Origin of the sequence: Solibacillus sp. FSL K6-1554, from assembly GCF_038005185.1 — a bacterium.
Classification (GTDB): Bacteria; Bacillota; Bacilli; order Bacillales_A; family Planococcaceae; genus Solibacillus; species Solibacillus silvestris.
Genome location: NZ_JBBOSS010000001.1, coordinates 2826442 through 2845507 on the forward strand (window position 1 = coordinate 2826442; position 19066 = coordinate 2845507).

The 19066-nt window shown below is 38.1% G+C and carries 19 protein-coding genes; 4 read left to right on the forward strand and 15 right to left on the reverse strand.

Annotated features, from left to right (window positions below; translation table 11 throughout):
• Position 1: 1 nt before the first annotated feature.
• The 3 genes from MHB58_RS14070 to MHB58_RS14080 all read right to left on the reverse strand — a co-directional run bounded on the left by MHB58_RS14070 (position 2) and on the right by MHB58_RS14080 (position 3532).
• The gene (locus MHB58_RS14070) at positions 2-1603 is read right to left on the reverse strand and encodes a spore germination protein (protein WP_340735447.1); all 1602 of its coding nucleotides are present in this window, start codon (positions 1601-1603) and stop codon (positions 2-4) included.
• A gap of 273 nt (positions 1604-1876) precedes the next feature.
• Positions 1877-2965, reverse strand: coding sequence for a M42 family metallopeptidase (locus tag MHB58_RS14075; protein WP_065215525.1), 1089 nt, complete (start codon positions 2963-2965; stop codon positions 1877-1879).
• An 84-nt stretch (positions 2966-3049) separates the two neighbouring features.
• Entirely contained in the window at positions 3050-3532 is a 483-nt protein-coding gene (locus MHB58_RS14080; RefSeq protein WP_340735448.1) for a dUTP diphosphatase, read from the reverse strand.
• Between the two features lie 90 nt (positions 3533-3622).
• On the opposite strand from MHB58_RS14080, the gene MHB58_RS14085 reads away from it, so the two are divergent.
• From MHB58_RS14085 to MHB58_RS14095, 3 genes are all read left to right on the forward strand, one after another.
• The gene (locus tag MHB58_RS14085; protein WP_008407719.1) at positions 3623-4003 is read left to right on the forward strand and encodes a hypothetical protein; all 381 of its coding nucleotides are present in this window, start codon (positions 3623-3625) and stop codon (positions 4001-4003) included.
• A 92-nt stretch (positions 4004-4095) separates the two neighbouring features.
• Positions 4096-4773 carry an ABC transporter ATP-binding protein gene (locus MHB58_RS14090; protein ID WP_340735449.1) on the forward strand — a complete coding sequence of 226 codons (678 nt, stop codon included), beginning with the start codon at positions 4096-4098 and terminating at the stop codon, positions 4771-4773.
• Between the two features lie 2 nt (positions 4774-4775).
• Entirely contained in the window at positions 4776-5828 is a 1053-nt protein-coding gene (locus MHB58_RS14095) for an ABC transporter permease (RefSeq protein ID WP_065215522.1), read from the forward strand.
• Positions 5829-5866: 38 nt separating this feature from the next.
• Here MHB58_RS14095 and MHB58_RS14100 read toward each other — a convergent pair whose 3' ends face one another.
• The 5 genes from MHB58_RS14100 to infC form a co-directional block, all read right to left on the reverse strand.
• Complete coding sequence (locus MHB58_RS14100) at positions 5867-6457, reverse strand: peroxidase-related enzyme (protein WP_340735450.1); 591 nt, start codon at positions 6455-6457, stop codon at positions 5867-5869.
• 128 nt (positions 6458-6585) lie between these two features.
• On the reverse strand, positions 6586-6846 hold the full coding sequence (locus tag MHB58_RS14105) for a DUF1294 domain-containing protein (RefSeq protein WP_008407723.1): 261 nt from the start codon (positions 6844-6846) through the stop codon (positions 6586-6588).
• Positions 6847-6915: 69 nt separating this feature from the next.
• Positions 6916-7275 carry a 50S ribosomal protein L20 gene (gene rplT / locus MHB58_RS14110; protein ID WP_008407725.1) on the reverse strand — a complete coding sequence of 120 codons (360 nt, stop codon included), beginning with the start codon at positions 7273-7275 and terminating at the stop codon, positions 6916-6918.
• A gap of 75 nt (positions 7276-7350) precedes the next feature.
• Complete coding sequence (gene rpmI, locus MHB58_RS14115) at positions 7351-7551, reverse strand: 50S ribosomal protein L35 (protein ID WP_008407727.1); 201 nt, start codon at positions 7549-7551, stop codon at positions 7351-7353.
• Between the two features lie 35 nt (positions 7552-7586).
• Positions 7587-8090 (reverse strand): translation initiation factor IF-3, encoded by a 504-nt coding sequence (infC, locus tag MHB58_RS14120; RefSeq protein ID WP_039967350.1) that lies wholly within the window; start codon positions 8088-8090, stop codon positions 7587-7589.
• Positions 8091-8534: 444 nt separating this feature from the next.
• On the opposite strand from infC, the gene MHB58_RS14125 reads away from it, so the two are divergent.
• Positions 8535-9371, forward strand: a complete 837-nt coding sequence (locus MHB58_RS14125; protein ID WP_065215521.1) for a manganese catalase family protein — start codon at positions 8535-8537, stop codon at positions 9369-9371.
• Positions 9372-9460: 89 nt separating this feature from the next.
• On the opposite strand, the gene thrS is transcribed toward MHB58_RS14125, so the two are convergent.
• The 7 genes from thrS to mutM all read right to left on the reverse strand — a co-directional run bounded on the left by thrS (position 9461) and on the right by mutM (position 19058).
• Positions 9461-11392 (reverse strand): threonine--tRNA ligase, encoded by a 1932-nt coding sequence (thrS, locus tag MHB58_RS14130; RefSeq protein WP_340735451.1) that lies wholly within the window; start codon positions 11390-11392, stop codon positions 9461-9463.
• Positions 11393-11939: 547 nt separating this feature from the next.
• Entirely contained in the window at positions 11940-12899 is a 960-nt protein-coding gene (gene dnaI, locus MHB58_RS14135) for a primosomal protein DnaI (RefSeq protein WP_008407732.1), read from the reverse strand.
• Positions 12892-15633 (reverse strand): DnaD domain protein, encoded by a 2742-nt coding sequence (locus tag MHB58_RS14140; RefSeq protein ID WP_340735452.1) that lies wholly within the window; start codon positions 15631-15633, stop codon positions 12892-12894. The genes dnaI and MHB58_RS14140 overlap by 8 nt, the downstream gene beginning before the upstream one ends.
• Positions 15634-15655: 22 nt before the next feature.
• Positions 15656-16123: a transcriptional regulator NrdR gene (nrdR, locus tag MHB58_RS14145; RefSeq protein WP_014823133.1), complete on the reverse strand. Its 468-nt coding sequence runs from the start codon at positions 16121-16123 to the stop codon at positions 15656-15658.
• Positions 16124-16372: 249 nt separating this feature from the next.
• Entirely contained in the window at positions 16373-17392 is a 1020-nt protein-coding gene (locus MHB58_RS14150) for a glyceraldehyde-3-phosphate dehydrogenase (RefSeq protein ID WP_008407737.1), read from the reverse strand.
• Between the two features lie 184 nt (positions 17393-17576).
• Positions 17577-18173, reverse strand: coding sequence for a dephospho-CoA kinase (coaE, locus tag MHB58_RS14155; protein WP_008407739.1), 597 nt, complete (start codon positions 18171-18173; stop codon positions 17577-17579).
• A 12-nt stretch (positions 18174-18185) separates the two neighbouring features.
• On the reverse strand, positions 18186-19058 hold the full coding sequence (gene mutM / locus MHB58_RS14160; RefSeq protein WP_008407741.1) for a bifunctional DNA-formamidopyrimidine glycosylase/DNA-(apurinic or apyrimidinic site) lyase: 873 nt from the start codon (positions 19056-19058) through the stop codon (positions 18186-18188).
• Positions 19059-19066: the final 8 nt, after the last annotated feature.

The following is a 19066-nucleotide window of genomic DNA, read 5'->3' on the forward strand; positions in this document are numbered from 1 at the left end:
TTCACTCTTTCACCTTCTCCTTGTCACCCTTAAGATTTACACGTTTTTTTGAATAATCCGGGTTTTCCACTCTCGAATTTGGCGATTTTCGAATAATAAACGGGTATGGCAGACGAACTAGGCTATCACCCAAGTCTTTAAGTCTAGGTGGATAAAACGGTGCCATATAAGGAGCACCTAAGCTTGTTTGTCGTAATAGATGAATCAACAGAACACAAAGGGCAAGCATTATCCCATAATAACCCCAAAACCCAGCTAAAATGATGATTGGAAAGCGAAGCAATCGAATAACATTCCCCATCATATAACTCGGTGTAATAAAGGAAGATAGCGCACATAGAGCGACAATAATAATAAGAATATTACTCGTAATTCCTGCCTCCACTGCCGCTGTACCAAGTACAATCCCGCCGACAATCCCAATTGTTTGGCCTATTTTTGTCGGTAATCTTGCCCCAGCCTCACGAAGCAACTCCATAATCAGTTCCAGGAAAAGTGCCTCTAGTATTGGAGGAAACGGTACTCTGGCTCTTGATTCACTAAGCGGCACTAAAAGGGGCTGTGGAATTACTTCATAATGGAAAGTTAATGATGCTACATACATCGGGGTAAAAAAAATTGAGATAAAAATAGCCAAAAACCGTAACAATCTTACAAATGTTGCTATTGGCCAACGCAAGTTTTTATCTTCTCTACTTTGAAAAAACTCAATAAATGAGTAAGGGCAAAGTATTCCCATCGAACTGCCATCAACAAGAATGCCTATTTTCCCACCCAATAAACCATCGCAAAATCGATCGGGGCGCTCCGTTAATAACATCTGAGGGAAAATAGACAGGGAGCTGTCATCGATTAATTCTGCCAGTTCCGCACTATCAATTAAATCTTCAATATCAAGAGCCTGTATTCTTTGTCGGACAGTATTTACATTTTGTTCTGATGCAACACCATCTATATAAAGTATAGAGAGCGATGTATTGGTCTGATTCCCTACCTTTAATTTTTCATTACTAAGATTTTTACTTAAAATAAACCGTCGAACAAGCGAGATATTTGTGGAGAGACTTTCATTAAACCCCACTTGCGACCCGATAACTTGCGATTCATTTTCAGGTGCAGACAACCCCCGTGATTCTCTTGCTGGAATGAGGACCATAGTGACCAGTGCATGTCCCGCCACATGAATCATAACAGCGCCTGTTAACATAGTATCGATACTTTGATTTAATTTATTTTCCACGTTTACTTGTGGTAAAGGTAACTGACTATGGATACTACTCGGTGTTCCTTCTTGTATATTCTGCAGAACAGGTAATATTTTACCGTTCAATATATCTTCTTTTATTAAGTTATCGATATACAAAATAGTAATTGAATCTGTTACATATCGAATTACTAAATCAGCCGGTGAATGAATTTGCTCTTTTACTTTTTTTATAAAAACATCAGTTGAATCGGAAATGGGTTGCCAATCATCCGTTTTGGTAGTTACTTCGGAAGTTGATGAAGTAGATTGTTTTTCACCCTTATCTTTTGAAGGCCTTGTTAAATCTCCTGTTTGTTTTTTGAACGTTGCCTTTTTATTCTTTTTTTCAAAAAACATAAGCTTCCCCCATTTATCTAAAATTATATTTTTCGCCTACTCTATGTTTTGCTGATTAATGAATTCATTATTTCCAAATTATAGTCAAATATTCAAAAAGTACTTATTTTTATTAAGAAAATAGGTCGGGTTGCGGAATTTACAGAGACATAAGAGGTTGGTAGTTAAAGGAGGTATGTTAAAATAAAATATCCATTTCCTTATAAGGAAATGGATATTTTTTCATATTATAATATTAAGCTGCTAATAATTGTTCTATCTGCAGTTTATATATTATTCAAATGTAATTTTATTTACTGTGTCACGGTCTAATCGTTTAATCACTTCTACAATTAATTTAACCGCATTATCATAATCATCACGATGTAAAATTCCTGCATGTGAGTGAATATAGCGTGTTGCAACACCAATTGCCAATGATGGTACACCGTTTGCTGTAATGTGAATACTTCCTGCATCCGTACCGCCGCCAGCCATTGCTTCGAACTGGTATGGAATGCCCGCTTCTTCAGCTACATCAAGGACAAATTCACGTAAACCTGTATGAGATACCATTGATGCATCATATACGACAATTTGTGGACCTGCGCCCATTTTTGAAGTCGATTCTTTCGGTGTCACGCCCGGCGTATCGCCAGCAACACCAACATCTACAGAAAAACCGATATCCGGCTGTACTTTAAATGTAGAAGTTTTCGCACCGCGAAGGCCGATTTCTTCCTGTACATTCCCGACACCATACACAATGTTCGGATGCTTTTCATCTTTTAATGCTTTCAGTACATCAATCGCAATCGCACAGCCAATACGGTTATCCCATGCTTTCGCTAATAGATGCTTTTCATTTTTCATTACATTGAATTCGAAATATGGTGTAATCATATCGCCTGGACGTACGCCCCACTCCATTGCTTCTTCTTTTGATGCGGCACCGATATCAACGAACATTGATTTAATATCGACTACTTTGTTTCGAACATCTGCCGGTAAAATATGTGGTGGCTTTGATCCGATCACACCAATAATTTCTTCCCCTTTACGTGTTGTAATTGTCACACGTTGGGCAAGCATTACTTGGCTCCACCAGCCGCCTACTGTCTGGAAGAAGACAAACCCTTTATCATCAATGCGTGTAACCATGAAACCAACTTCATCCAAGTGACCCGCAACCATAATTTTCGGACCGTTTTCATCGCCTGTTTTTTTTGCGATTAAACTTCCTAAGTTATCTGTTTCCACCTCATCTGCATAAGGTGCGATATACTTTTTCATCACCTCACGTGGTGCACGTTCATTTCCTGGTATACCGTTTGCATCTGTTAAATCTTTGAACATTTGTAATGTTGCATCAAGCTTTGTCATGTCGGTTTTCCCCCTAATAATTACTCATCTTTATTATAGCGACAATATTTCGAAATGTGAAATAGTTTCTCGGCATTATGTAATTTAATAGCCATTTCGTTGCCGTTCATAATTCTTCTCATTTTTTAATTCATATGCATGCAAAACATCATCAATTGAAAAATCCAGGTTGTAGGCAATTATGCTGTATTGTTCCCACATCGCCCTGTAATTTTCTTCTGTTTGGTGCTGCAGAAAGGTCAGGATAGTCTGTGTCGCATTCAGGAAGGTTTCTGTTAACTCTTGCTTAACCTTTAAAAAGGGCCATTCTTCTAGCAGAAAACCGCGCATATTTCCTAGTGAGAGCATAAAGTGGACCGAGTCGACATACTCCTCCAAAAGAACAGCTCTTTTTGATGGCCCCTTCGTTGACCAGAACTTGAAACAGCGTGTTTCATTGGCCAATTCACTTAGCTCAACTAATAATGCGAGGCCTTTTTCGGCAAATACATCTTTTTGTACTTGTTGGTTTTCTTCAATAAATTGGTCTAGCTGCCGTTGCTTTTCAAATAATTGACGAAATTGCATCAAAACATCCCTCTTTTTCAAAATAAAATGAAACTTTTTATACTACTCAATCGTATAGGAGGGAATCACCGTAAGCAAGGAGGAAGTTTCATGGCTTTATTGTTACGAATTGCCATCATCCTTCTCATCATTTACATATTTTACAGAGGGGTACGCTACTTAATCGACCCAAAGCGTAAATTGGATGAGGCCTATGAAAATGGACAATATTATTTTTATGATGATGTGAAAAACATTCGGAAAAACTTTTTCATATCGTATAAGGGGGCTTTATTTGAAGGAGAAAAATATTTAGGTACGACGGACAATGCATTTGAAGTCGTAAGTATTTTCGTCTTTGTCCATGATGCGATGAAACTTCAAGGGTTTACAAAAGAGGATTTTATGTATTTGGAAAACGAGATTCTCATGAATTATCCAAACGCCTCGATTAATTGGAAAAATCCGATAGAAAAACTGATGAAAGACTAACTGGGGACAGCGAACCGTATGATTGTACGGTTCGCTTTTATGTTTGAAACCTTTTTCATATATATCCGTATAAATGGATGAGGTGAAATATTATGGAAATTAATATTAAGAAAGCAGGTTATATTGTAAATCAATCAAGCATTGAGCAAATTGATTTTTCAATGCAGCCTGGAACTATTACTGGTTTAATTGGGGGAAACGGAGCCGGTAAAAGTACTACAATTCAATCAATGCTTGGTGTTATTCCTTATTTTGAAGGGACAATCACCATCCCCTCCTACGGTTATGTACCTGAACGGCCATTATTATACGAACATTTTACACTTCGTGAGCACCTTCAATTTTTAATCGATGAATATAAAGACAAAACACTTTGGGATAAAGCAGATCAGTTACTAACTCTCTTTCAAATTGACCAGCGACTGGATGATTTGCCGATATACTTTTCAAAAGGGATGCAGCAAAAAGTTATGCTTGTATTGGCATTTTTAGGTGAAAGACCACTTTACATATTGGATGAGCCCTTCATGGGACTTGATCCGCGAGCTATGCGGGAACTGCTCGTTTTAATCGAAGAACGCAAACAACAAGGTGCCGCTTTTTTACTTTGCACACACCAATTAGAAATGGCTGAAATGCTTTGTGATCATTACATTCTCCTCCACGAAGGTAAAATCCAGGCTAAAGGATCATTGAGCGAACTTCAGCAAATGATTGGACTACCTATTTCTTTACTAGATATCTTTTATGAATTTCAAGGCAGGTTATAACTATGTTTGCAAAACGCCTTTATCGCTCATATCAATTTAATTTTAACCTTATTAAATCAATCACAGATTGGACAGTCCTTCTATACCTTGTAGTACCTAGTATCATTATCGGCTTTTTCTTATATCGCGATTTCGCTGTTAATTTTCAGGTAATCGAGCTTCAGCAAAATTTCTTACTCACTCTGTTATTTGGATTAAGCTTTTTCCTAGTAAAATCATCCGTACGTCTCTTTGTATACGATGCTGATTTGCTATTTTATAAGCAGCAAGGAAGGAAAATTCATCAGATTAAACTATTTGGTTATAGTTATTCATTTATATTTTTTAACTTTGTTCTTATTATACTATTATTGCTCGCTTCACCTTTTCTTGTACTACCATTTTGGGAAGTACTTTTCGCTTTGAATATAATAAGCGTACTCCATATATTTATACAGTATAAATGTCAAAAGTGGTTTACAAAATGGCCGTTACTATTTATTATTCATGCACTCATTATATTTAACCTTGCCATTTTACCATTTTGGGTATTTTCCCTATTGCTTCTTGCTGCTCACTTACTTTTATTAAATACCGTACTAAGCAATCGTTACTGGACAATCGAAACCCGCTGGGAATACGAAGCCTTTTACCGGTGGATGAAGCACCTGTATCAATTTAGCTTGGAAATGCGTTATTATATGCCAGCGAAGACAAAACAGCCGCTTATTTTACTTGCGAAAAATAAAATATTAAGTACCCATCGTATCGATAATTTAATTTACAAAACATTATTGAGGAAACTGAATTACTTGAAATCTCCGGTCCAGCTCATTGTCCTTGCCATTGCCCTCCTCTTCGTTCTTCCAATATGGGCAAAAGCAATCGTCCTCATATTTTCTTTTATCGGTTTAAACGTTGCCCTAAGTTCTATTCTAAACGAAATTAAACAAGCTCCTTTTTTTCAACTAATGTCTGTTCAGGAAAACGAGTGGCTTCAGGCAAAAACACGTTTAAAATATCGACTATTTCCTCCACTTGGCATTGTCATGATGCTCCTATTATTTATTGGTTAAAACAGAACCGGATGCTGCATTTTACTGCAGCATCCGGTTTACCGATTATGTCCGTAATGCCCGGGATTTGCAACTGCTCCAATCGTACTTACCCAGCGGTTAGTATAATTGAAGAATCCGGCAACATATGCAGCTTCCAAAATTTCATGGTCATTAAAACCCGCTTCACGTAGTAAATCAACTTCTTTTGTCGTTATTTCATTTGGATACCTTGTTACACGGTAGGCATAATCACATAACGCACGCTGCTTTTCCGTAAGTTTTGCGGAGCGGTAATTGTATGTTAACTGGTCAACCCATCCCGGATTTTTTGTTAGCCCCCGAAGGACATCACTATGTGAAGTAAGGCAATAGCTGCAATTATTTGTCGAAGAGACGACAAGCCCGATCATTTCCTTGTCTGCTAATGATAAATACGTTGTTTCTTCATTGAACAGAGAATATTTAAATTCCAAAAATCCTTTATACTGCAGCGCATTCAATGGAAGAATTTTAAATAAATTATTTACAAACCCGTTTTGCTTCTGCTGCTTTTCAACATGTTGATCGAAAAGTTGCTGTATATCTTCCGGTATTTCCTCTTCACTTGGCTTCTGTAAATAAGATAATTGCTCTTCGTATTTACTCATTTCATTACTCCCCGCTTTCGAATTTACTGAATTTATTATAAATTACAACTACTAATCTAACAAATGAATAATCTTTTTCTATGCATAAAAAAAGCACAGACAAATTTAGTCTATGCTCCAAGATCATATTAAAATAGCTGAACTAGTATAAATATATGAATTGCCCCAAGTAAAGGAAAGCCAAATGCAAATTGGTTATGCTTCGTTTTATGACGAAATAAGTACATCCCTAAAACACCGCCAAGTGCGCCACCGAGTACCCCTAATGTTAATAGTGTTCTTTCGGAAATACGCCATTCCTTCTTTTTAGCGCGTTCTTTATCTATGTACATATATACGCATAGTACGAGTGAAACAACTGCGACATATGAAACTGCTGCTAATCCCATCTGAATCCCCCTAGTCAAAAAAAGACTGATAAGGAGCAAATCCCTATCAGCCTTTATTGTATACTAAAATTATTTAGCTACTGCTTTTTTAGCTTCTTCAGCTAATTGAGCGAATGCTGTGCTATCTGTTACAGCTAAGTCAGCTAACATTTTACGGTTAACTTCGATACCTGCTACTTTTAAGCCGTGCATTAAACGAGAGTAAGATAAACCGTTCATGCGAGCAGCTGCATTGATACGAGTGATCCATAATTTACGGAAATCACGTTTCTTTTGACGACGGTCACGGTATGCATATTGACCTGATTTCATTACTGCTTGGTTAGCTACTTTGTATAACGTGTGTTTTGAACCATAGTAACCTTTAGCTAATTTTAAAACTTTTTTGCGACGAGCGCGTGTTACTGTTCCGCCTTTTACGCGTGGCATAGTAATTACCTCCTGCTAATTCTTTCGAATGCTAATTTTTATTTTTGTTATTAATAATCTTTTAAACGGTCAAGATTATTTCATGTAAGTTAATAATGTACGGATACGCTTGAAATCGCCTGAAGTTGCAACTTTTGCTTTACGTAAGTGACGTTTTGCTTTAGTTGATTTGTTAGCGAATAAGTGAGAGCCATAAGCACGGTCAAATTTTAATTTACCAGTACCTGTTTTTTTGAAACGTTTCGCAGCTCCACGGTGAGTTTTCATTTTTGGCATGTCGATTTCCTCCTAAACTTGTTTCTACATACGTATTATTTCTCTGTCTTCGGTTGAAGAACTAAGAACATGCTTCGGCCTTCCATCTTCGGTTTTTGTTCAACCGTAGATACTTCAGCACAAGCTTCAGCAAAGCGATCTAGCACACGCTGACCAATTTCTTTGTGTGTGATTGCACGACCTTTAAAGCGAATTGAAGCTTTAACTTTATCTCCTTTTTCAAGGAACTTAATCGCATTACGTAATTTCGTTTGAAAATCATGTTCATCGATTGTCGGGCTCAAGCGAACCTCTTTCATCACGATAACTTTAGAATTTTTACGAATTTCACGGTCTTTCTTTTGCTGATCGAACTTAAATTTACCATAGTCCATGACACGAGCGACTGGTGGCTTGGCTTGAGGGGCCACAAGGACAAGATCCAAGTTAGCACGAGCGGCAATTTCCAACGCTTCTGTACGCGTTTTTAAACCAAGCTGATCACCATTGTGATCAATTAGACGAAGTTCTCGCGCGCGGATGCCTTCGTTTACATACATGTCTTTGCTAATATTAATCCACCTCCAAGTGTTTGTCGCGAATACATGAGTTGGTGTAAAGTATAACCCTGTCGAACGGTACAACTCTGCGTGATGTCCATATGTTCTTCTTGTTTTACAAACAAAAAGGACGGACATTTGAGATGTCCGCCCGCTATATGTGCATACGCATTCATGCGTAAAACAATTCAACGTTTCTAATACCTGCACGTAACTTATATAAAAGCACTTGTCAGGTGAGAAGCGGGCAGCCTCTACTTTCAAACTTTTGTATTCATAACTTAAATAATCTTAACATGAGATCCAATTACCGTCAAGCATTTTTATATGATTAATTTACTTTAAAAAATAAATGAAATTAATTTTCACTTCCGGGTTTCACTCAAAATATTCGTGGTATCTAATTAGGGACCAACATTTTATCGATAGGAGGAATTTTTAAACATGTTCAGACATCAAAAAGAGTTACAATTTGAGGTAAAAGTTGAAAAACCAGATCCGTTATTAGCAAAACAAATTCAAGAAGTTCTTGGCGGCCAGTTCGGTGAAATGAGTGTCATGATGCAATATTTGTTCCAAGGCTGGAACTGCCGTGGCGAAGAAAAATATAAAGACTTATTAATGGATATCGGTACGGAGGAAATCGGTCACGTTGAAATGCTATGTTCTTTAATTAGTCAATTACTTGACGGTGCGTCACCGGATGACCAGCAAAAAATTGCACAGGATCCAATGATGAACGCAATTATGGGCGGCATTAATCCGCAACATTTAATTGTTAGCGGTTTAGGAGCTACACCAAAAGATTCTAACGGCGTACCATGGAATGCCGGCTACATTATTGCAAGTGGTAACCTGCTAGCAGACTTCCGCGCAAACTTAAATGCCGAATCTCAAGGGCGTTTACAAGTCGCACGTTTATATCATATGACAAAAGATGAAGGTGTACGTACAGTATTTAGAAAAATGCTGGCACGCGACCGTTATCACCAATATCAATGGATGGCGGCAATCAAAGAGCTCGAGGAAAAGAAAGGCTTCGTCGTTCCTGCTTCATTCGCACCGGAAGACGAGTTGGAAGCTCAACCGCATGCCTATGAGTTATGGAGCTTATCAGAAGGTACAGCATCTAAAAACGGTCCCTGGGCACAAGGCACAGCACCAGACGGAACTGGGGAATTTGTATTCTTGGATAATCCGGCACCAATGGGACAAGTACCGAATCCGCCTGTACCACCAACAACTCTGCACCATGATATCGATGTAGACAAAAAATTATAACTTAAAATATGCAACCCTTAAATTACCGCTAGTGAATGGTAATAAAAAAGAAGGCGTCCCTATTTTATGCGGGATACCTTCTTTTTTTATTATTTCTTTACTTCTGCAGTAATGTCTGCCAGGAACTGTTCAAAGCTGATTGTTTCTGAATCCTTCGAACCGTAACGGCGGATATTTACCGCATTTTCCGCAACTTCTTTATCTCCAAGTACAAGCATGTACGGGATTTTTTGCATTTGTGCTTCGCGGATTTTATAACCTAGTTTTTCTTCGCGGTCATCCATTTCCACACGGATACCAGCTGCAGCTAATTTTTCTTGTACTTCGCGTGCATAATCATAGTGCACTGCGTTTGATACAGGAATAATTGTTGCTTGCACTGGCGCCAACCAAGTCGGGAATGCCCCTTTGTATTCTTCAATTAAGAATGCTACGAATCGTTCCATTGTCGATACAACACCACGGTGGATAACAACTGGGCGTTGAGGCTGACCGTCTTCACCAATGTAAGAAAGGTCGAAGCGTTGTGGTAATAAGAAGTCAAGTTGTGCAGTCGATAATGTTTCCTCTTTACCAATAGCTGTTTTTACTTGAACGTCTAGCTTCGGACCATAGAATGCTGCTTCATCTTCTGCGATGAAGTAATCATAACCAAGCTCATCCATTGCTTCTTTTAACATCGCCTGTGCAGTTTCCCACATTTGATCGTCATCAAAGTATTTCTCAGTGTTGTTCGGATCGCGGTAAGAAAGACGGAATGAGAAATCTTTAAGATCAAAGTCTTTATAAACTTCTAAAATCAGTTCCACTACTTTTTTGAATTCTGCTTTAATTTGATCCGGACGTACGAAAATGTGCGCATCATTTAAAGTCATCCCGCGTACTCGTTGTAGACCAGATACGGCACCACTCATTTCATAACGGTGCATTGTTCCAAGTTCTGCGATACGGATTGGTAAGTGACGGTAAGAGTGCAGACCGTTTTTGAATACCATCATATGATGAGGACAGTTCATTGGACGTAAAACAAGTGTTTCATTGTCCATTTCCATTGGCGGGAACATGCCATCTTGATAGTGCTCCCAGTGTCCTGATGTTTCGTATAATTTTTTCGAGCCAAGCACTGGTGTGTAAACGTGTTTGTAACCTAAAGATAATTCTTTATCTACAATATAACGTTCAATAGTACGGCGGATTGTTGCACCGTTTGGTAACCAAAGTGGTAAACCTTGACCAACTGTTTGGCTAGTCATGAATAAATCCAGTTCTTTACCGATTTTACGGTGGTCACGTTCTTTTGCTTCTTCAAGCATTTGAAGGTGGTGCTTCAACTCGTCTTTAGTGAAGAATGCAGTACCGTAAATACGTTGCAGCATTTTGTTGTCTGAGTTACCGCGCCAGTAAGCACCTGCTAATGATAATAATTTGAACTCTTTTAATTTGCCTGTAGATGGTACGTGTACACCACGGCAAAGGTCAAAGAAATCGCCTTGGTAATAGATTGATACTTGGTCATCTGCTGGTATTGCTTCTAGTAGTTCTAATTTGTATTCGTCGCCGACTTCCTCGTATATTTTTTGTGCTTCATCACGAGAAACGTTTTTACGCTCAATTTCGATGTTTTCAGCAATGATTTTTTTCATTTCTTTTTCGATTGCTGGTAAATCTTCTGCAGTAATCGGTGTTGGTGAATCGATGTCATAGTAGAAGCCTGAATCGATAACTGGACCGATACCTAATTTTGCATCCGGGTAAAGACGTTTTACTGCCTGTGCTGTTAAGTGGGCAGTTGAATGGCGAAGAATTTCTAACGCTTCGTCTGATTTGTTAGTAATGATTTCGATCGCACCATCTTGTTCGATTCCTGTTTTGGCATCGATTAATGTGCCGTTGATTTTCCCGGCTAAAGTTGATTTTTTAAGACCTGGGCTGATTGAGCCTGCAACGTCTAATGTAGATGTTCCCTTGGCAAATTCCTTTACTGCGCCATCCGGGAATGTTAATTTGAGCATTTCTGACATGTTGTTGTCCTCCTTATAAGGTTTTTATTTAATTGAGAGTAGCAAAGTGTCGTCATCCTAATCCGTTGATTTCCGTTTCGGGCCGACGCTTTCCGCGGGCTTGGCCTTACACGAGCGTCTCAGGCGTCACGCTATTCCCGCTGGAGTCGCCGCCCTACACTACAATCAACTAATCTATAGCTATAAATTAATTTGCTCCCAATATTTTTTATCAGTCAAAATATATTAAGGCAAAATAAAAAGCACCGTCCCAACAAAGGGACGATGCTGTATGCTCGTGGTGCCACCCTTCTTCCTTCTTCGCAAAACGAATCAGAAGCTCTCGGTCAGTTAACGTACTGAGAAACGATGACGGATTGGCCCCGTCACTGCTCGAAGGTAGTAAAGTAAAACGCTTGTGCTAGGAAGCTTGCAGCCGTGTCTTCCCTCTCTAAAAGCCAGTTCGTTAACTTGTTGTCCTTTTCAATGCATTTATTATTTATTTACGTACAAAGTATACGCTCGATTTTGCAGAAATGCAATATTGAAAAATAAAACTTTCAATATTTTATTTTCTTCGGTTTGTTCCTGTAATTTCAAGCGGTGTTGTTAATGCCTGTACTCGTTGTAAAATACGGCCCGATTTCATTTCGTCAATTGCCCCATGTTCGGTTACCGCCCATTGTTCTTCCAATTGTTTGTAATTGAAGTTGGACGATATAAACGTCGGTAATTTTTCCGCCATTCGATAATGCAAGATTGACCCGATAATTTCATCTCTTGTCCATGTAGAAATCGGCTCTGAACCTACATCATCCAGCATCAGTACCGGCACTTTTTTTACAAAATCGATTTTCTGCTCAATCGATCCCTCTGTTACCGACGACTTTAATTCTCGGATGAATTCCGGCATATACACTAACAAAGTTTGAATCCGTTCTTTGGATAAAGCATTTGCGATGGCACCTAAAATATAGGTTTTGCCAACACCAAATGTTCCGTATAAATACAGCCCTTTTGCAGGAAGTTCTTTTGTTTCCCGATATTGCTTCCTGAATTCGACCATAAACTGTGTTGCAGCCATACGGGAGTTATCATTCATATCCATTTCATTAAAGTCTGCATTCAGGACATCTTTTGGCATATACATGGTCTTCATCATTGAAGCTAGCTCCCGCTGATCATCTTCTTTTAACATTTGCTCACACTTGCGGTAAATAATATTAATCTGACCATTTGAAAGCATTAATTGCGGAACATGGCCTTTATAGAAATTTTGACACTGCGATGTTGAACCGGCTCCACAGCAAGTGTGCTTTTGCTCTACAAATTCAAAAAGTGTCGTCATTCCATATTGAATAACAGCCGAGTTTTCCGTCATATTATGGTCATTCATAAACTGTTGTACACTTGGATGTGAAAGCACCCGGTTTTTTAATTCATTATATTTTTGCTCAAATGATGGGATGTTAATTTTATTGAGCGAATCTTTTATTGGTTCGATCGTACTCACCTGCTTTTTAATCACTATTTAATTGCTCTAATAACTTTTTGCGTTGCTCTTCAAAATCAATTGGGTTTTGAGTATTGCTAGAATTAGTTTGTTGTACAGGTACCTGATCTTTTTCTTTAAACCAATCCGGCACTACGCCAACTTTCCTTGCACCGCGTTGTTTGTTCTTCTTGTCTTGCATTTCAGTATATACTTTCGCTTGGGTAATCGTCTGAATTTTATTGTTTCGCCATGTATTTGCGACACTGTTAATATATTTTTCAGGCAATGCACCTTCTGTCTTTTCCATTACATACTCTAGCATGTAATTGACGACAGCCGGGATCATCTTGTAATGCAGGATTAACTTTTCTGCTGTTGCGACAACATACGCAAATGGTTCATGACCATCGTTTAATTCTTTTGTAAAAAGATAAGGCGTCGCTTTTTCATAGCGGGCCAATTCAGGCGTAAACACATAATCCCCCGGATAATATTTCGGTAAATCCTGCTCGGTAATTTTCACGTCTACTTTGTTTTCTTTATAATTTGTTTCAATGTAAGCAAGTGCATCTTTAGCCAACAGGATATCTTTCAGCTGCATATTTAGTGCCAGCGTCTGAATTTGATTACGTCCAAAACGGCTCGTTTTATTCGTTAATATAAATTCAAGAATTGCGTTGACAACACCAACTTTAATGCCATGTTTTAATACAAGGTCATCCACTTGCTTCACTAACATTTCAACCGGTTCTTTACCGTTAAGTAAGTTTTTCATGAAATCATATGGCAATGTTTCATCGAAAGCCGGAATCCATTTTGACATATCTTTAACCGTAACTTTAAATGCAAGCGGTGTATCCATCGTAATTTTAGAAGCCTTCAATTGAGATCCATCGCTTTCTTCAACAATACGAAGGGCTTCCAAAGCATTTGCAGGCGGATTTAACATCCAGTTACCTGCGATTGACTGCACAAAGTTTTTTGTCAGTTTTCCATTGCTCTCGTTGTAGGCATATTCCATCAGCACGTTGACAGCGCCGACCGAAAGCCCTTGCTGCAATACGAGTTCCTCCGCTAAATCGACAATAAATTTTACCGGCTTTTTCCCTTTATACAGCGATTTCAAGAAATAATAAGGAACCGTTTTATCATAGTGAATTGATTGGTCATCTACCGTTAAATAATCTTCTGTCACTTTAATAAGATTGCGTTCATTTCGCTTTTCAATATAGTCCAATGCTTGCTCTGCTGTTTTAATTTGATTGTATCTGATTTCTGATGCCAACGCTTCTACAAACGATTCTGGTAGGTTCCCTTTTGTTGAATCCCAAACATGGCGAATAATGACGTTCGCCACTTCAATCGGTATATCATAAGAACTGTAAAGCGATTCTGCTATTTTCACATGCCCTGAAAACGGTTCTTCACCATGAGTCAATATAAGTAAATACTGATAAGGCGTAGAATTTTTAAAATCAACTAACGCTGAATCAGGAGAATCATTTTTCGAGTTATTATTTTCTTCAACTTTATTCAAATCGTTATTCGTAACCGTAATTTGCGATAAATTTTTCGATTTACGATCACGGTAGCTATGTTCAACTTTTGCAATTTCCATTGTATTTTCAGCTGTTTTTGCACCTTTTTTCAGCCAGTTATTCATGACAACCTTCATAAAGTTTTTATTGTAATTCAGTTCATCATTCATTGAAATATAATGAATCAAAACATTCAATGTGCCGTAAGATACCCCTTTTCTAATGAAATTGTTAAATTCCATTACAACGGATTCCGGTGGCAAATAACCATTAAATTTTTGAAAAACTTCTATCGGTGAGGTTTTTTCTAAATACTCGATTAAACCTTCTTTATCATTAATATTTCGCTGTGTTTTTGCAGGTGCAGTGTTCATTACTTCTACCGAACGGAAAATGTCCTGTTTTTTGATCAGTTTCGGTTTCGAGACACCGACGTTCAACTGGTAATATTCTTCACAGCGTTTTTCCAGCTCTTTTTTCGTAAGTCCATCATCTGTATCCCATGCCAATAACACAATTCTTTGCATGTCCGTTACAGAGAAATTGTACATGAAAGCTAATTTGGCAATAGCAATTTTAATATCAAGTGTAAATAATTTACTTGGAATCAAGTTTTGGCTCATGCCCATCATGAAGCTTTTAAAATCAAATAAGTCATACTCAAACGGGTACGACATTTTTGAACGTTCATTTACTGAACCTGTATTTTCCTGCATGACTTGCTTTAACTCAGTTTCTGTTATTGCTACAAATGCATCGTTAAAGCTGCATGTCACATCTTTGTATCCATGTAAGGAAATATCATGTTTCGTTAATTTATTTCGCAATGCTTCATACTGGTCACGACCGATTTTTCGTAAAAGCGCTACCGAAAGAATCGAATCGTCAAAAAAATCGCGGCCAGTCAAAGGCGGATATAAAATATACTTCATTGATTTATATGAATCCATCATTTTTTCAAATGACTTCACTAAACCAATTGCCTCTAATACAATTCTTGCTTGTAGTAATTGCTTCGGTTTAAAACTTAATGAATCCAGCAGGTTGCTATGAAAACAAGTTGCTTTTTCGTGTTGTTGTGTTTCAACCCATAACTTTAAATATAATGCGGTAGCTTCAACACCGATAATCGGCTGATAGCATAATTGCAATGCAAGCTGATGCTCACTAGTGATATTTTGAGGGCAATGAATTTCACAATGGTCATATGGATTTAGCTGATTCATCATTACCATTTATCCCTCCTAACACTTATTTGTCATTTGACTGACGGGTCATGATTTCTTTCAGTTCCTCGATAAAGACTGTAATATCTTTAAATTGACGGTAAACAGAGGCGAAGCGCACATAGGCCACCTCATCAATTTTTGCAAGTCGGTCCATCACCATCTCCCCGACATCTTCCGAGCGTACTTCCGCATTGCCTAATCGGCGTAATTCCTTTTCAATTGATAGGACAATCTCTTCTAATTGATCTAATGCAACTGGTCGCTTTTCACATGCGCGGATCAGACCACGCAACACTTTTTCACGACTAAACTCCTCGCGTGAGCTATCCTTTTTCACTACGATTAAAGGGGTTTCTTCAATTTTTTCAAATGTCGTAAAGCGAAAAGCACAAGATTCACATTCACGACGTCTGCGAATTTCTTTATTATCATCAACAGGTCTTGAGTCTACAACGCGTGTACCGTTGTATTGACAAGCTGGACATCTCATATAATAATTTCTCCTAAAAGTTAGTTAGTTTATTCTATTATAACAAAAACAACGCGCTTGAAATAGTGCTTCACGCGCGTTGAAATTTTCCAATGGAAAGTCATTCAATTATATAGTGCATTGGTGCTTCACACAATAGAAAAAGCCTTTTGCAAAAATGGTTTGATTTTCCGCAAAAGGTTTTTCTGTTACATCAGACGTATTTACGCCTTTTTGAAGTGATCTATCACATTTTAACAAGCATTAAAATTATGCATTTACTGTTGCTAATTCGTTTGCAATTTTCTTTGTTAAGTCTACTACGCGTGCAGAGTAACCCCACTCATTATCATACCATGCGATAACCTTTACTTTACGGTCTCCCAATACAATCGTAGTTAAGCCGTCTACAGTAGATGAGTACGTTGTTGTATTGTAGTCAGAAGATACTAATGGCTCCATAGAGAAGTTTAAAATACCGTTCATTTTGCCGTCAGCTGCCGCCTTAAATGCCGCATTTACTTCTTCTACTGTAACGTCTTTTTCTACATCTACAACTAAATCAACTAAAGAAACGTTTGGTGTTGGTACACGTAATGCCATACCATGAATTTTCCCATCCAATTCCGGTAATACAAGGCGCAATGCTTTTGCTGCACCAGTTGAAGTTGGGATAATTGATGATCCGCAGTTACGTGCACGACGTAAATCTTTGTGAGGGTTATCGATGTTGTTTTGATCGTTTGTATAAGCGTGAACTGTTGTCATTAAGCCGTTTACAATACCGAACTCATCGTTTAATACTTTTGCTACAGGAGCTAAACAGTTTGTCGTACAAGATGCATTTGAAATAACATCATGCTTTGATAAATCCAATTTATCATCATTTACACCTAAAACAACGGTAATATCTTCATTTTTACCAGGAGCAGTTAAAATAACTTTTTTCGCGCCAGCTTCAATATGTTTTGCTGCTTTTTCACGTTCATTAAATTTGCCAGTAGCTTCGATTACGATATCTACACCCATTTGAGCCCATGGTAATTTTAATGGATCGCGTTCACTAACTAATTCAACACGTTTGCCGTTTACAATTAAGGCACCTTCGACTGCTTCTACAGTCCCCGGGAACATACCATGATTTGTGTCATACTTAATTAAATGTGCTAACGTTTCAGATGGATAGCTTGCATTCACCGCTACGATATTCACGTCACCGCGCATCATTGCTTGTCGGAACACCATACGACCAATGCGGCCAAAACCATTAATTGCAATAGAAACTGTCATATTATTTAAATCCTCCTAAAAGTACGATTCATTCGTTTTGTTTATTCGTTGATTAGTATAACACATATTATAAAAAGTTGAACATATTTAATCCACTAAATTAAATTTGTTATTTTCAGATAATACATACCCTCAAAATAAAAACCTCAACCCAATTTTTAATAAAATTAGTTGAGGTTATATTTTACTTCAGTACATTCCATTCATACAAAATATTTTGAAGCTGAATTGCTGTATCCTCCAGCGTACCGTTATTATGAATGACAGCATCAGCTAGCTGTTCTTTTTCTTTTACCGGAATTTGTGAGGCAATACGGGCATTTGCTTCATCTTCCGTAAAGCCGTTTCGTTCCATTAAGCGCTGCAGCTGAACTTCTTTATTTACAGAAACAACAATGATTTTTTCAACGAAATGTTCCAGCTTGCTTTCAAATAACAGCGGAATATCCATGAAAATGTTTTTTTCTCCATAAGACATTAATTCATCACGCTGACGCAGCATTTCTTCACGAATAGCCGGATGTATAATGCTATTTAAAGTTTTTCGCATTTCTTCATCATGAAAAATAATACTTCCCACTTTTGCACGGTCCATTGAACCATCGTGTGCAACGACTTCCGGTCCAAATGCTTCCGCAATTTTTTTTAATGTCGGTGTACCAGGCTCGACTACTTGCCGCGCCACTAAATCGGCATCAACGATTGGTAATCCGTATGACTCAATCATTTTAGCAACTGTACTCTTTCCACTGGCAATACTACCTGTTAAACCAATAATCACAGCAATTCCCCTTTATTTTTGACATTGCGGACAATATGTTGATGTTCTGCCCGCAATTACGAGCGACTCTGTATTTGTTTCACATACAACACATTGCTTTTTCCCATACATTTTCAGTCGATGCTGCATTGTTCCAGCACCACCATTAATACTCCGGTAGTCTGAAATTGTCGATCCACCCGAATCAATGCTTTCCTGCAACACATCACAAATCACACGAAAGAGCGTCGTCTTCTGCTCGCGGCTTAACTCATTCGTTGCTTTTCCAGGATGAATAAGCATTTTGAACAATGCTTCGGTTGCATAAATATTCCCGCAACCAGAAATTACCTGACCGTCCATGATGACTTCTTTAATCGGTTTTTTCGCGAATTTCGGTTTTTCACTTTGCATGATGAAAAAATCACAGGCGATTTCATCAAAAGGCTCCGGTGCCATTTTTAACAATGGTGGATGATCGGCAATTTCTTTAATAAACCGTAATTCACCAAAACGGCGGATATCTGCATAGACAAGCAATTCTCCGCTTGCCAATGTGAATATTGCATGAATATGCTTGCGGAATTTTTCTTCCGTTATCTCCAGCACATCAGTAACAACAAACCATGCGCCACTCATCCCTAAATGATTCACTAAAATAAAACGTTCATCATCTTTCTTGAGATGAAAGAATATATATTTTGATCTGCGCTCCAATTTATCGATTTTCATATCGCGTACTAATAGTTCAAACTGAGAAGGCTTTGCGTTTTTTACAATCGCCTGTTTTCCAGCTTCATGTGATGTATAAACAACATCCGACAATGAGACAGATTCAATCGTCTTTCCTTCTACAATTGGCCGTAAATCACGTACGACCCCTTCTACTTCTGGTAATTCCGGCATAAATGGTA